The organism is Acetobacter orleanensis (assembly GCF_001581005.1).
In the GTDB taxonomy this organism is placed as follows: Bacteria; Pseudomonadota; Alphaproteobacteria; order Acetobacterales; family Acetobacteraceae; genus Acetobacter; species Acetobacter orleanensis.
The window spans coordinates 44,463-57,408 of record NZ_LHZV01000057.1 but is presented as its reverse complement, the minus strand read 5'-3'; the positions used below and the strand labels follow the sequence as shown (position 1 = coordinate 57,408).

Annotated in this window: 12 protein-coding genes; 5 read left to right on the top strand and 7 right to left on the bottom strand. The window is 59.0% G+C overall.

Annotation, left to right across the window (positions count from 1 at the left end):
- Positions 1-37: 37 nt before the first annotated feature.
- The 4 genes from AD949_RS05730 to AD949_RS05715 form a co-directional block, all read right to left on the bottom strand.
- On the bottom strand, positions 38-496 hold the full coding sequence (locus AD949_RS05730; RefSeq protein WP_048834996.1) for a helix-turn-helix domain-containing protein: 459 nt from the start codon (positions 494-496) through the stop codon (positions 38-40).
- A 346-nt stretch (positions 497-842) separates the two neighbouring features.
- A complete protein-coding gene (lnt, locus tag AD949_RS05725) occupies positions 843-2,414 on the bottom strand; it encodes an apolipoprotein N-acyltransferase (RefSeq protein ID WP_082064605.1) in 1,572 nt (523 codons plus the stop codon).
- 135 nt (positions 2,415-2,549) lie between these two features.
- On the bottom strand, positions 2,550-3,410 hold the full coding sequence (locus AD949_RS05720; protein WP_048834995.1) for a GNAT family N-acetyltransferase: 861 nt from the start codon (positions 3,408-3,410) through the stop codon (positions 2,550-2,552).
- Entirely contained in the window at positions 3,407-3,829 is a 423-nt protein-coding gene (locus AD949_RS05715; RefSeq protein ID WP_096430487.1) for a Fur family transcriptional regulator, read from the bottom strand. Before AD949_RS05715 ends, AD949_RS05720 begins: the two co-directional genes overlap by 4 nt.
- Before the next feature lie 216 nt (positions 3,830-4,045).
- Here AD949_RS05715 and AD949_RS05710 point away from each other — a divergent pair, with 216 nt between their 5' ends.
- Entirely contained in the window at positions 4,046-4,342 is a 297-nt protein-coding gene (locus AD949_RS05710; protein WP_082064604.1) for a sulfurtransferase TusA family protein, read from the top strand.
- A gap of 47 nt (positions 4,343-4,389) precedes the next feature.
- Here the strand turns inward: AD949_RS05710 and rho are convergent, their stop codons facing one another.
- The 3 genes from rho to AD949_RS05695 form a co-directional block, all read right to left on the bottom strand.
- Positions 4,390-5,685, bottom strand: a complete 1,296-nt coding sequence (gene rho, locus AD949_RS05705; protein WP_048834993.1) for a transcription termination factor Rho — start codon at positions 5,683-5,685, stop codon at positions 4,390-4,392.
- Positions 5,686-5,944: 259 nt separating this feature from the next.
- Positions 5,945-6,538, bottom strand: coding sequence for a hypothetical protein (locus AD949_RS05700; protein WP_048834992.1), 594 nt, complete (start codon positions 6,536-6,538; stop codon positions 5,945-5,947).
- Positions 6,535-7,707, bottom strand: a complete 1,173-nt coding sequence (locus AD949_RS05695) for a magnesium transporter CorA family protein (RefSeq protein WP_048835028.1) — start codon at positions 7,705-7,707, stop codon at positions 6,535-6,537. The genes AD949_RS05700 and AD949_RS05695 overlap by 4 nt, the downstream gene beginning before the upstream one ends.
- A 347-nt stretch (positions 7,708-8,054) precedes the next feature.
- Between AD949_RS05695 and trpB the strand changes: the two genes are divergently transcribed.
- From trpB to AD949_RS05675, 4 genes are read left to right on the top strand one after another with little or no spacing between them, the layout of a single operon-like run.
- Positions 8,055-9,302: a tryptophan synthase subunit beta gene (gene trpB, locus AD949_RS05690; RefSeq protein WP_048834991.1), complete on the top strand. Its 1,248-nt coding sequence runs from the start codon at positions 8,055-8,057 to the stop codon at positions 9,300-9,302.
- Positions 9,299-10,144 (top strand): tryptophan synthase subunit alpha, encoded by an 846-nt coding sequence (trpA, locus tag AD949_RS05685; protein WP_048834990.1) that lies wholly within the window; start codon positions 9,299-9,301, stop codon positions 10,142-10,144. The genes trpB and trpA overlap by 4 nt, the downstream gene beginning before the upstream one ends.
- A gap of 46 nt (positions 10,145-10,190) precedes the next feature.
- Entirely contained in the window at positions 10,191-11,444 is a 1,254-nt protein-coding gene (locus tag AD949_RS05680) for a TIGR03862 family flavoprotein (protein WP_048834989.1), read from the top strand.
- Positions 11,441-12,925 carry an ATP-binding protein gene (locus tag AD949_RS05675; protein WP_048834988.1) on the top strand — a complete coding sequence of 495 codons (1,485 nt, stop codon included), beginning with the start codon at positions 11,441-11,443 and terminating at the stop codon, positions 12,923-12,925. The genes AD949_RS05680 and AD949_RS05675 overlap by 4 nt, the downstream gene beginning before the upstream one ends.
- The last annotated feature ends 21 nt before the right edge of the window (positions 12,926-12,946 follow it).

The following is a 12,946-nucleotide window of genomic DNA, read 5'->3' as shown; positions in this document are numbered from 1 at the left end:
TTAACAGGGGGACGACTGTGGTCGTCCCTTTTTGTTTTTAGGGCGATGTATCTTCGTCCGGGGCGGGTGCCATGGAGCGCACCAACTCCAGAACGCGTTTCCGTACTACCGGATCAGGAATACGATAATAAGCCCGGATCAGCTCAATTGTTTCCTTGCGGGAGAACAGGGACGCTTCCTGATCTGAAAACACAGAGGCTGTCCCGGTCTGAAAAGGCGTTTCAAATGGCTTGCGGTTTTGTGCAAAGCCACCAGAGGGAGCCGACTGAGTTTTATGGTCCGGTGCTTTCCCAAAAGTTGGCATATCATCAAAGAAAAAGCTGATTGGCACATCCAGAGCGGATGCCAGATCATAAAGGCGGGAAGCTCCTACTCGATTGGCTCCCCGTTCATATTTCTGCACCTGTTGAAATGTAATACCGAGGGCTTCCCCCAGTTTTTCCTGCGAGAGCCCTAAGAGCGTACGCCTGAGCCGAATACGACGCCCAACGTGCATATCAACAGAACCGGCCCGAGGGTTGGAAGATTTGTTAGTAGGTAAGAGGGAGGCTGTTTCTATCACGACGTTTCTCGTCAGAGGAGGGGCTATTTTATACACCAAAGCACCAAGGTTTATAAACCATTCGTTAAGTTTCCCAAAGCAGGATGAGGCTTTATTTTTAAAAATTGTGAAGAATCATGATGTTTAAAAATGAAGATTATAAAAAACATTAAAATAAATATAACATTACTTTTGTGGGGATATTATTACATAATACTATAAAAGATTAATTTGAAATTAAAACATCTCATGGTGTCATTTCGGCCAATAAACGTCTTTAAACGGAAAAGAGTAATTTGCTTTATCGGCCTGTTTTTTCAGATTTGCGGCGCGGACGGATAAAGGCAGCCAGAAAAACAGCAAGACTCAGAAGAGCTGGTAGGGTGCGGCCATATTGTGCAAACAGGGGCGCGGGCAAGGCTGCGGGTAGTGACACAACAAGGGTGCCGGTCTTTCCCCACCCAAGGCGGGCGAGTTCATGCCCGAACCCATCATATGCAATGGAAATGCCGGTATTGGCGGCGCGCGCGATAGGAAGCCCTTCTTCCACAGCACGCAGCCTGACCGAGGAAAGGTGCTGACGTGGCCCTGCGCTGTTCCCAAACCAGCCATCGTTTGTCACGTTGGCCAGCCAGCGTGGGCGGTCATGCCCATTGACTGTCAGACCGGAGAAAATAACCTCATAACAGACCAGTGGCCCCACGGGTGGGAGGCCCGGCACATGCCATGTCTGTGCACCGGGTCCTGCTGCCATGCCGCCTTGAGGGACAATTTGCAACGGAATGAAGGGCGGTTGATATTCACCAAACGGAACCAGCCGGGCTTTGTCGTAAATAGCGGTAATATCGCCATCAGGGGCGAGTGCCAGAACGGAATTCCGGTAGCGCCCATCCTCATCAACGCGCAGAGCCCCAATAAATCCGGCATCTGCACCCGGTGCCCAGTTCATAATCATGCGGCGCGCGCGCGGGCTGTCCTGCAACAGTGTGGAACCGGGGAAAGATGTTTCCGGCCATAAAAAGACGATAGGCCGCGTCACGGCGTCCGGAAAATCGGAGCGTGGTTGCAGCTTGTGGGCCTGAAGAACACCGTCTGCTGTCAGGTGCAGGTAACGGGTAAAAATATCACGCGGGTTCAGGTGCCCGACTTTTTCCGTCTCCGGCACATTGCCTTGCACCAGCACGGCAATGGGGCCGGGCTCGCCGACAGGATGCACGCTGTGCAGCCGGATCATACTCGCTGCCAAGCTGATACCGATAACTGCGACGAAACACGCTGCAATGCGCAGGCGGTCAACCCGGTGAGGGAAAAACCGGCATGGGTGATCAGTTCTGGCGCGGATGGCATCCTGTAGTGCCGCGCCACCAAACAGAGCGCCCAGCACAACAAAAAGGGTCAGCCCATCCACGCCAATCCATGCGGCGGGCTGAATGAGCACGTCTCCAACTGTGCCGGGAATCGCCAGAGCGCTACCAAGGGGGTTCCACGTAAATCCGCTGAACAGAAACACACGCCCCATATCGAAGAGCGTCCAACTCCCGGCAAACGCCAGAAGTCGTCGCGGCCCGGCAGGAGCCAGACGGCTCAAGGCTGCGGGGGCCGCAACCATGGGGGCCAGAATGAGCGCGCAGCCCAAAGAGGGAAAGGGCACAAACCACCAGAACTCTTCCGCGCGGATCATCACCGCATTGACCAACCAGTAGAGATTGGCAGCGTAAAATCCGAACCCGAATAGCGCTCCGGCCCAAGCTGCTTTTTTCCAGTTTGGTGCCGTATTGAGCGCGCAGCCCAAAATAGGAAAGGTAAGGAGGAGGATAGGCAGGCAATGGACCGGCGGAAGAGCCAGCGCCGAAAGCGCGCCCATCCCCAGCATGAGGCCCGCCTGACGCGCTCTGCTTTTTGGGCTTTGCTGCGGGTCTGGATCGCTTGCCGGTATTTTTGGCAGAGAGGTCCGCCAGAACGCCAGACGGCTCAGCACGAGGGGCAAGCTACGCGTGGAAAAAACAGCTTAGTCGAGCGCATCGCGCAGGCGGCGTTCATAGTGGCGATAATATTTGTCAGCCAGTAGTTCACTTTTCACCAGCACAGCGACGTCTGTTGTGTTGAACTGGGCATCAATCACAGCACCATCGCCCACATAACCGCCTAGCCGCAGATAGCCTTTAATAAGCGGTGGCAGTTTGGCCAGCGTTTTGCGCACATCAATGGAATGCGGGTCCACGCGCAGCATGTCCACGCGCCGCTCGGGAAGGGCTTTTACGCGCAAAGCTGGAGGCGCGAGGTGGTTGTGGTACAGATAGGTGAGTTGGTCCCCCATGGCGTCCGGATTAGTGCCTTGCAGACTGGCACAGCCAAACAGCACATCAATACGGTGCAGGAAGATGTAGGAGGCAATGCCGCGCCACAGAAGCTGCATGGCCGCCCGGCCACGATAGTTCTTATCCACGCAGGAGCGACCGACTTCCAGCAGGCGTCCGGGAAAGTCCGTCAGGGGTGAAATATCGTATTCGCTTGCGGAATAGAAATGACCGATCTTGGCCGCTGCATCCCCCTGCACGAGCCGATAGGTGCCCACTACACCGCGCGCGTCGGACGCAATGGCGTGGTCAATCACCAGCAGATGGTCTGCTACGGCGTCAAATTCGTCAATATCGCGCTTCAGGCGCAGGGTTTCCGCGTCCGGGTGCGCCCCCATTTCTTCATAAAATACGCGGTAGCGCAGAGCCTGTGCGGCATCGCGCTCAGCATCGGTCGAAGCAATACGGACGCTCAGATTGCCGCCGCGGAGTTCAGGAAAACTCGTGCGGTCCAGTTCCAACGTGGAGAGGGAGCCAGAAGGGAGGTCAGAGGGGCGCTGGGCGGCGCTCATGAGGCAGCTCCTTTACGTTTGGGCGGCTGCGCGGTTTTGCCAGCCTGCTCGGGCTGCGGGCGTTTTTTGCCAAACAGTTCCAGCCGCATGGAAACAAAGTCAAACCCCAGCCGTTCCGCCACGCGCCGCATCAGCTCTTCATGTTCCGGGTCTTCAAACTCAATCACCTTCCCATTATCAACATCAATCAGATGATAATGGTGGCGGCCGTTTTCTGTGGCTTCATAGCGTGCGCGGCCTCCGCCGAAATCTCGGCGCTCCAGAATCCCTTTTTCTTCCAGCAGGCGCACGGTGCGGTACACAGTGGCAACGGAGATGCGGGAATCCAGCGCGGTGGCGCGGCGGTAGAGTTCTTCCACATCCGGATGGTCATCCGCGTCCGACAGAACACGTGCAATAACACGGCGCTGTCCCGTCATTTTCAGGCCATGTTCAACGCACAGCTGCGCAATCCGCGATTCTGTCGACTGTGACTTCAAGGGCGCAAATCCTGCTTGTTACCACCTGCATGCATGAAACATCTGGTAGCCGAAAAGGGAGAGGGTTGTCCAATTTTACACAGACGCGCAGGTTTTTTAAGGTCTGATTTCAAATGATTTCTGCCGTTGGCCCGGTGGGTGTGATGAGGATGGTTTATGCAAAATACAAAAGACCCGTCAGCAATTCCGGCACCAGAGCCATCGGATGCTGCGCCGTTCGGGCTCGATATTACCCATGAAAAATGCCCTATGACATTTGTGCGCACTCGTCTGGCGTTGGACGTGTTGGAGGCAGGGCGTCTGCTGGCCGTGCGGTTGCGGGGGGAGGAACCACACCGGAATGTCCGCCGGTCCGTGCTGGCATTAGGCCACGCTGTGTTGGCTGAACAGACGGAAGAGGATGGCAGCATTGTGCTGACAATCCAGAAAAAAGACCCCGCAGCAGCAGGCTGAAGGCAGCCGCCAGTGCGGGGTCTGATAACGCGTCCGGGACCAGACGTTTAGTTGTTCATGGCCTCGAAGAAATCATTGTTGGATTTGCTGTATTTAAGCTTGTCCAGCAGGAAGTCCATGGCATCCATCGTGCCCATGGGGGCCAGAATACGGCGCAGCACCCACATTTTGGACAGGGTGGCGCGGTCCACCAGCATTTCTTCCTTACGCGTGCCGCTCTTGGTGATGTCAATCGCGGGGAAGGTGCGCTTGTCAGCCAGTTTACGGTCAAGGATCAGTTCGGAGTTGCCCGTGCCCTTGAACTCTTCAAAAATCACTTCATCCATGCGGCTGCCGGTATCAATCAGCGCCGTGGCGATAATGGTCAGAGAGCCGCCTTCTTCAATGTTACGGGCCGCACCAAAGAAGCGCTTGGGGCGCTGGAGGGCGTTGGCATCCACACCACCGGTCAGCACCTTGCCGGATGACGGCACAACCGTGTTGTAGGCGCGGGCCAGACGGGTGATGGAGTCCAGCAGGATCACCACATCGCGCTTGTGTTCCACCAGACGCTTGGCTTTTTCCAACACCATTTCCGTCACCTGCACGTGGCGGTGGGCGGGTTCATCAAAGGTGGAGGAAATCACTTCACCCCGCACGGAGCGGGCCATGTCCGTCACTTCTTCCGGGCGCTCGTCAATCAGCAGCACGATCAGGAAGCATTCTGGATGGTTGGCGGAAATGGAGGAGGCAATGCTTTGCAGCATGACCGTCTTACCGGTGCGGGGCGGGGCGACAATCAGGGCGCGCTGGCCCATGCCGATGGGCGCGACCAGATCAATCACGCGGGGCGTGAAATCCTGTGTGCTCTTGCCCTTTTTGCCCTTGGCGTCACTTACCGGCGGGGCAGCGCTTTCCACTTCCATCTGCAGGCGGCGCTCTGGGTAGAGCGGTGTGAGGTTATCAAAGTTGATGCGATGCCGGACGGCTTCCGGGGCTTCAAAATTGATGGTGTTGATTTTCAGCAGGGAAAAATAGCGTTCTCCGTCCCGCGGGGCGCGGATCTGCCCTTCAACCGTATCACCCGTCCGCAGGGCAAAGCGGCGCACCTGAACGGGGGAGATATAAATATCATCCGGACCGGGGAGGTAGTTTGATTCGGGAGAGCGGAGGTAGCCGAACCCGTCATGCAGGATCTCGAGGGTGCCATCACCATAGATCGCCTGGTCATTATCGGCCAGCGCCTTGAGAATGGCGAACATCATATCCTGCTTGCGCAGGGACGATGCGTTTTCGATATTCAGGTCTTCGGCACAGGCCAGAAGATCGGCCGGAGACTTGGCCTTGAGTTCCGCAAGATGCATTTAGGAATGCCCTGACTGGCAAATAGTTTACAAAGGGGAGGGTCCGAACCAGTCTTGCGCAAAGCCCGGAAACACGGGGTGACACAGCATATGTGCGCCACAGCGGCCCGGATAGCAGGATGATCCTGACAGAGGGGGAAGGACTGGACAGGTGAAGTCAGCCAGTTCTGGAGGCGGAGAATAAATCCGTAAGTCTGGTTCGTCAACCAGACTTTGACAGAGCGCCGGACTGTGACAGAGCGCCAGACTTTGACAAGCGTTAGTGGGCGAGGCTGGGTGTGATGGCCGCCTGCCACGTGTCCCGGCTAAGCCAATACTGAGAAACCGAGGTATCAGGCGAGATGAAGTTTGTAACCTGAGACCATAGTTGGCTCGGCTTGGGGTGGGAGGTGAGCACGCCGGAGAGCAGATTGCCCGAACACGGGCCATCCAGCAGAATATCCCGGTCGGACAGAGTTACCTTCAGGTGGCAGTGGCTTAGCTGAGTTGATGTCGGCGGTGTCAACGTGCCGGTTATCGGCCCGGCATCCAGCGGGCGCATGGCGGAATCCAGTCGCATCATCTCGCCAGCCACAGTGCCCGGTCCAGTGGGGTGCAGCCCAACCAGAATGCGGTTGTTCCGCGCAGAGACAAGGCCACCGTAGCGCAGTGGTTCCGCACTCAGTTGGTTGAAGAGCGTCTGATAGGCAGTCTGATCGGGTACAGGTGCGGGTTTGGAGGCGGCCCAACTGTTCTGACTGCCAACCAGTCCCATAAGGCAGGCAATCCCGACTGCTAGTGCACGGCGCATGATTTTTACCGAGCGGCTTACGAGCACTTGGGGAGTGCGGAGAAACTGTGTGCGGTGCGTCATTTAATGCCTCCAAGCCATCCTTTGCGCCAGAACCACAGCAGCGGTAAGGCGACGGATGCGACCATAAGTCCGAGTGAATACCAATAGCCGAAGGACCAGCTAAGTTCCGGAATGTCCTTGAAATTCATCCCATAAACCCCGGCAATCAGGGTGGGTGCCACGCCGATGAAGCTGACAACGGTGAGCACCTTCATCATGCCATTCTGCTCAATGCTGATAAAGCCTAACGTCGCATCCAGCAGAAATTCGACCTTGCTGGCTGCCTGAGAAACATAGTCACTCAGGGAGGCCAGATCCCGGTTGGCTGTGGCCATGCGGGAGCGAAGTGCGCCGGACAGCGCGTAGGGCGCGTTTGCCGTCGGGAGTGTCGTCACGCCTGCATCAAAATGCCGGGCGGAAACAGGCAGGCCAGAGGCGGGGGCCATGCCGTCCTTTTTACTTTCACTCAGAAAAATCGTGATGCGCTCCAGGCCCAGCAATGTATCCCGCACACGGGAGCATAGGTCACCCGAACTGCCAACACGTTCCAGCAATTCCCGCTGCCATGCGGCAATGCTCCGTACGGCGGGTGCGTTTTGTCGCCGCTTGAAAATGTCGCGGGACAGTTTGTCCAACAACATGCCAACGCTTTCCAGAATATCGGCCAGCCGGTCTACAATGGTTTCAATCAGAGCCACCAGCACTTCACCGGGGCCAATGGCAGCAGCCACCAGTGTTTGCGGGGGAGCCTCTGTGTCCGGGGTGGAGGTCTCTTTCTGGTGGGGTGTCACAACTGTGCTGGGTGCGGGGGTCGCGGCAGGTGCGGGGGGCAGGATATGTTCAGCAACAAGCTGCGCCACATTTTCAAAAGACGGGTAGGGCTGGTACCGGATGGTAATCAGCCGTTCTGCGGTGAGCACAAAACCAACCGGAAATGCCTCAAACTCCAGCCCTGTTTTTTTGAGCAGGGGGGTGGAGAGAAACGCCGCGCCATTACGCACGCTGATGCGTGAGGAGCTTTCAATCTCGTTAAGGTCATCCAGTGTGGGGAGTGGCTGGCCACAGATACGGGCCGCCAGATCCTGCTCCTCCTGCGAGGGGTTTAGCAGGTCAATCCATGCAACACCTTCCGCATCGGCCTCACTTTCAATGGCCCGTGCAGGGGCACCGGGCTTGTGGGCCAGAAACATGGACATCTCCTAGGGCGGTCTTATCGTGTCATTCTAATGCGCTCCCGCAGCGCGGGCACCGCAGATATGACCAGACCGGCACGACAGTGACAAGTGACAGTCCAGAATAGCCGTATAGCGACTTTCGGCGGGTGTTTGCTCTCTATCAGCTCAGTGCATCTTGCTTGAAGCAAAGGCCCCTTCTTGTAACGGTGCCTCCGTCTGTTTTTTGTGAACCGGCCTCTGGGCAAGAGCTTGCGGCTTCTGGTAAGCCAGAAGTCTGTTTTTGGGGTAGGGCGGCCCCGGCATCGCACTTCGGCATCGTGCCCCGACATCGTACGCAGAAATCAGGAGCGGTAGAACCACCCATGGCAGATCCGGCAGCACAGCACCGCGCGGCAGCAACTCAGCCCAATTCTCTCCGGAACGGGCCGGATGAGCGCGGCCATTTTGGCGGGCGCTATGGTGGCCGTTTTGTTGCGGAAACCCTCATGCCCCTGCTGCTGGAATTGGATAAGGCGTATGAGACCGCCAAAGCAGATTCCGCGTTCCATAAAGAGCTGGATTTCTATCTGCGAGACTATGTCGGCCGCCCCAGCCCCCTCTGGTTTGCCCGCCGTATGACGGAAGAACTTGGTGGCGCCAAAATTTACATGAAGCGCGAAGAGCTGAACCATACCGGCTCCCACAAGCTCAATAACGTCATGGGGCAGATTCTTCTGGCCCGCCGCATGGGTCGCACCCGGATTGTTGCGGAAACAGGGGCCGGGCAGCATGGGGTGGCGACCGCCACGGTCTGCGCGCTATTTGGCCTGAAATGCGTGATTTACATGGGGGCGACAGACGTTGAGCGGCAGAAGCCCAACGTGTTCCGTATGCGTCTGCTGGGGGCGGAGGTGGTGCCCGTAACCGCCGGAGCCGGAACCCTCAAAGATGCCATGAATGAAGCCATGCGCGACTGGGTGGCCAATATCGCAGACACCTATTTTCTGGTGGGCACTGTGGCGGGTCCGCATCCATATCCGGCCATGGTGCGCGATTTTCAGAGCGTGATTGGTGAGGAAACGAAGGAGCAGATGCAGGCGCAGGAAGGTCGCCTGCCGGATGTGATTGTGGCCGCCATTGGCGGGGGCTCCAACGCCATGGGGATTTTCCATCCGTTTCTGGATGATGCCTCCGTGCGCTTGATCGGGGTGGAAGCAGCAGGCTGTGGTCTCGATAGCGGCAAAACGGCGGCCTCTATTGAGCGTGGCCGCCCCGGTGTGCTGCATGGAAACCGCACTTATCTGCTGCAAAATGCGGATGGGCAGATTGATGAGGCCCATTCCATCAGCGCCGGTCTGGATTATCCGGGTGTCGGGCCGGAGCATTCTTGGCTGAGTGATATTGGGCGCGCGGAGTATGTCGGCGCTACGGATGATGAGGCTCTGAAAGCCTTTGAGCTGTGCACCCGCACGGAGGGTATTATTCCAGCACTGGAATCTGCCCACGCCATTGCCTACGCCGCCAAGATCGCGCCCACCCTGCCAAAGGAAACCCTGCTGGTCGTCAATATCTCCGGTCGGGGCGATAAAGATATTTTCACTGTTGCCGAGCATCTGGGAGTGAAGCTGTGAGCCGTATTGCCGCCCGTTTCAAAGCACTGGCCGCACAGGGTCGTGGCGCGCTGATCCCGTATCTGGAAGCGTTTGACCCGGATCTGGACACCTCTCTGGCGCTGCTGAAGGCCATGCCCGCTGCCGGGGCGGACCTGATTGAAGTCGGAATGCCGTTTTCCGATCCCTCCGCCGATGGTCCGGTGATCCAGCTTGCGGCTCGCCGTGGGCTGAAGGCCGGGGCTACTCTGGCGGGTGTGCTGAAAATGATTGCGGCCTTCCGTGAGCAGGATCAGGAAACGCCTATCATCCTGATGGGCTACCTCAACCCTGTGGAAGCCTATGGCCACGCCCGCTTCTGCACGGATGCCGCTAAAGCAGGTGTGGACGGTCTAATTCTGGTCGATCTGCCACCGGAAGAAGCCGATATTCTGGAACAGCCCGCACAGGATGCGGGTCTTGATATCATTCGTCTGGTGGCCCCCACCACGTCGGACGAGCGCCTGCGGTATGTGCTCTCCCATGCGTCCGGCTTTGTTTATTATGTCAGCATTACCGGCATTACCGGCACCCGCACCGCAAGCGCTGATGATTTGCAGGCGGTTCTTCCGCGCCTCCGTGCCGCGACGGACCTGCCGATTGCCATTGGCTTTGGCATCCGCACGCCGGAACAGGCCGCCACGGCAGCACATATTGCGGACGGGGCTGTAGTGGCCTCCGCACTGCTCTCCACGCTGGCGGATACGCTGGATGCGGAGGGCCGTGCGACGGACCAGACCCTGCCACATGTGCTGGAACAGATCAAAGCGTTGGCGGCCGCTGTGCGCGCCAAGGGCAAAACCGGGGAGAAAAAGGCGGGATGACCTGTCTTTTTTCCTATCTGCCCGTTTCCGGTTCAGCCCCGCAGGCATGACGCATCCGTTTCGTGTTGTTGTGATCGGCGGCGGGCCAGCCGGACTGGCCGCCGCCGAGGTGCTGTCTGCCACAGGCTGCGCTGTGCAGGTTGTGGACGCCATGCCAAGCCTTGGCCGGAAATTGCTGATGGCCGGGCGTGGCGGGCTGAATATTACCCACTCCGAACCCGCAGAAAAATTCCTGACCCGCTATGCGCAGGCCACACCGTGGCTTGCGTCCTTTCTGGCCGCATGGACAACGGAGGATATCCAGCACTGGATGGAGGCACTGGGGCAGGAGAGTTTTGTCGGCTCATCCGGTCGTATTTTTCCCCGTGCCATGAAGGCGTCTCCTCTGCTGCGGGCATGGCTGGCGCGGTTGCGTGCGCAGGGCGTCACACTCCATCCTCGTGCCCGCTGGATGGGCTGGGATGCGGCAGGGCGCCTGACATTTTTGCAAGAGCAGCGTGACGCGGCTGATATTCCGTTATGCACCGCACCGGATGCCGTCATTCTTGCCCTCGGCGGGGCAAGCTGGCCGCGTCTGGGGAGTGATGGCGGCTGGGTTTCCCTGCTGGAACAGAAGGGTGTTGCTGTCTCGGCGCTGCGTCCCGCGAACTGTGGGTTTCAGGTTGACTGGTCAGACGCGGTCCGGGAGCGGTTTGCCGGAACACCGCTCAAGCCGGTGGCTCTGACCTTCGGCGGCCTGACCGTGCGCGGGGAACTGGTGGTGACAAACTCTGGACTGGAAGGCGGCGCGCTCTACGCTCTGTCGGCCCCTTTGCGGGAGCATCTGGCGCAGCATGGCGCGGCGGACCTTTCGTGTGACCTGCGGCCTGATCTTTCGGTGGATGATCTGACAAAACGGCTGGCGGCTGTGCGCCCGAGAGAAAGCCTGTCCAACAAACTGCGCAAAGCCCTTCGCCTTCCGCCGGTCGCTGTGGCGCTGCTGCGGGAGGCCGGACCTGTACCGACATCCATGCCCGCTCTGGCGGCCCGGTTGAAGGCCCTGCCTGTGCGTCTGACTGGTGCGGAGCCTCTGGCCCGCGCCATCTCCACAGCCGGAGGGATTGCGCAGGATGCGTGTGATTCCCGGTTGATGCTGCGTGCGTTACCCGGTGTTTTTGCTGCGGGAGAAATGCTGGACTGGGAGGCCCCGACCGGCGGCTATCTACTGCACGCATGTCTCGCAACCGGGCGAGGCGCTGCGCAGGGGGCGCTTGCATGGTTGCGGGAGACCCATCCGGAGCGGTATCGGATGCCCCTATGAGCAGCAATATGATCGTGATGGGTGATGTGCCGGGGGGTGGCCCGGCACAGATGGACCTTGCCGAACTTCTGGCCACCCGCCTTCTGGTGCAGGGCAATTCCGGGTCTGGTAAATCCCATTTACTACGGCGCTTGCTGGAGCAGTCGGCGCGTACGGTGCAGCAGGCCATTATTGACCCGGAAGGTGATTTTGTCAGTCTGGCGGAAAAATTCGGCCATCTGGTGATTGATGGCGCGGAGTGCTCGGAAATGGCACTCCATGCTGCCGGAGAGCGGATGCGGATGCACCGCGCCTCTGTTGTGCTTAATCTGGAAGGTCTGGATGCGGACCAGCAGATGAAGTGGGCGGCGGCTTTTCTGGGCGGTATGTTCGAGGCCCCGCGGGAGTATTGGTACCCCGTGCTGGTGGTGGTGGATGAGGCCCAGCTTTTTGCCCCGGCGGCGGCGGGTGAGGTCTCGGATGAAGCGCGCCGCGCCTCGCTTGGGGCCATGACCAACCTGATGTGCCGTGGTCGCAAGCGCGGCCTTGCAGGCATTATCGCCACCCAGCGTCTGGCCAAGCTGGCGAAGAACGTGGCGGCGGAAGCCTCCAATTTCCTCATGGGCCGCACCTTTCTGGATATCGACATGGCCCGCGCGGCGGACCTTCTAGGCATGGAGCGCCGTCAGGCGGAAGCGTTCCGGGATCTGGCGCGGGGCACGTTCGTGGCCCTTGGCCCGGCCCTGAGCCGCAGACCTATGCCGGTGCGGATTGGCGTGGTGGAGACGGAAAGTCGTTCCGCCGGTCCGGTGCTGACGCCGTTTGAGCCAGCCTCCGCCCCCGTGCATGATCTGATTCTGGCCCCTGTGCCTCTGGCGGAAACCTTCGCCCGGCCCAGAAAAGCGCCCGCCGCGCCACAGCCAGACCTGCTGACACAGCTAGCCGCCCATGGAGAGGCTCAGGCCACGGCCATGCAGGACGAGCCATCGCAGGAGGAAGCGCCGGAAGATCAGGCTGAGCGGGAAGCCCGCATGAACGCTATTTTGCGCGACATGCTGGCGGATGATGAAACCTCTTTCCGCGCCCCGGCCGTGCTGTATCAGGATTTTCTGGTGCGCTGCCGTATTGCCGGGTTGGGCCGAAACGCGCTGGACCTCAAGGCTTTCAACCGTGCTTTAGCGACAGCCCGCAGCGGTGTGAGTGAGGACATGTCGGCCTCATCGGACTGGCAGCAGGCGGAAGATCTGGCCAACGCCCTGCCCGAAGACCTGCAATCCGTTTTTCTGTTTCTGGCGCGTGCCGCCATTGCCCGCCAGCCGTGCCCGTCTGATGCCGAAATTGCACGTGTTTACGGCACCGCCTCCCAAGGCCGTGCCCGCCGTCTGGTGGAATGGCTGGAAGACCGGAATATCATTGTCCTGCGGGCTGATGGCATGGGCCGGAGGGTGATTACGGTCATCGGGCCGGGGTGGGAGACGCTGCCCGGCGTCCCACAGGGGTGAGTTGCGTTAAAAAAGTGCAGG

Excerpts from the sequence above, each read along its gene's own strand:
- AD949_RS05680 (WP_048834989.1), top strand. The coding sequence starts at position 10,191 with ATGACGCATCCGTTTCGTGTTGTTGTGATCGGCGGCGGGCCAGCCGGA.
- AD949_RS05695 (WP_048835028.1), bottom strand. The coding sequence starts at position 7,707 with ATGTTTCTGGCCCACAAGCCCGGTGCCCCTGCACGGGCCATTGAAAGT.
- lnt (WP_082064605.1), bottom strand. The coding sequence starts at position 2,414 with ATGCTGGGGATGGGCGCGCTTTCGGCGCTGGCTCTTCCGCCGGTCCAT.
- rho (WP_048834993.1), bottom strand. The coding sequence starts at position 5,685 with ATGCATCTTGCGGAACTCAAGGCCAAGTCTCCGGCCGATCTTCTGGCC.
- trpB (WP_048834991.1), top strand. The coding sequence starts at position 8,055 with ATGGCAGATCCGGCAGCACAGCACCGCGCGGCAGCAACTCAGCCCAAT.
- AD949_RS05710 (WP_082064604.1), top strand. The coding sequence starts at position 4,046 with ATGCAAAATACAAAAGACCCGTCAGCAATTCCGGCACCAGAGCCATCG.
- AD949_RS05715 (WP_096430487.1), bottom strand. The coding sequence starts at position 3,829 with ATGACGGGACAGCGCCGTGTTATTGCACGTGTTCTGTCGGACGCGGAT.
- AD949_RS05700 (WP_048834992.1), bottom strand. The coding sequence starts at position 6,538 with ATGACGCACCGCACACAGTTTCTCCGCACTCCCCAAGTGCTCGTAAGC.
- AD949_RS05675 (WP_048834988.1), top strand. The coding sequence starts at position 11,441 with ATGAGCAGCAATATGATCGTGATGGGTGATGTGCCGGGGGGTGGCCCG.
- AD949_RS05730 (WP_048834996.1), bottom strand. The coding sequence starts at position 496 with ATGCACGTTGGGCGTCGTATTCGGCTCAGGCGTACGCTCTTAGGGCTC.
- AD949_RS05720 (WP_048834995.1), bottom strand. The coding sequence starts at position 3,410 with ATGAGCGCCGCCCAGCGCCCCTCTGACCTCCCTTCTGGCTCCCTCTCC.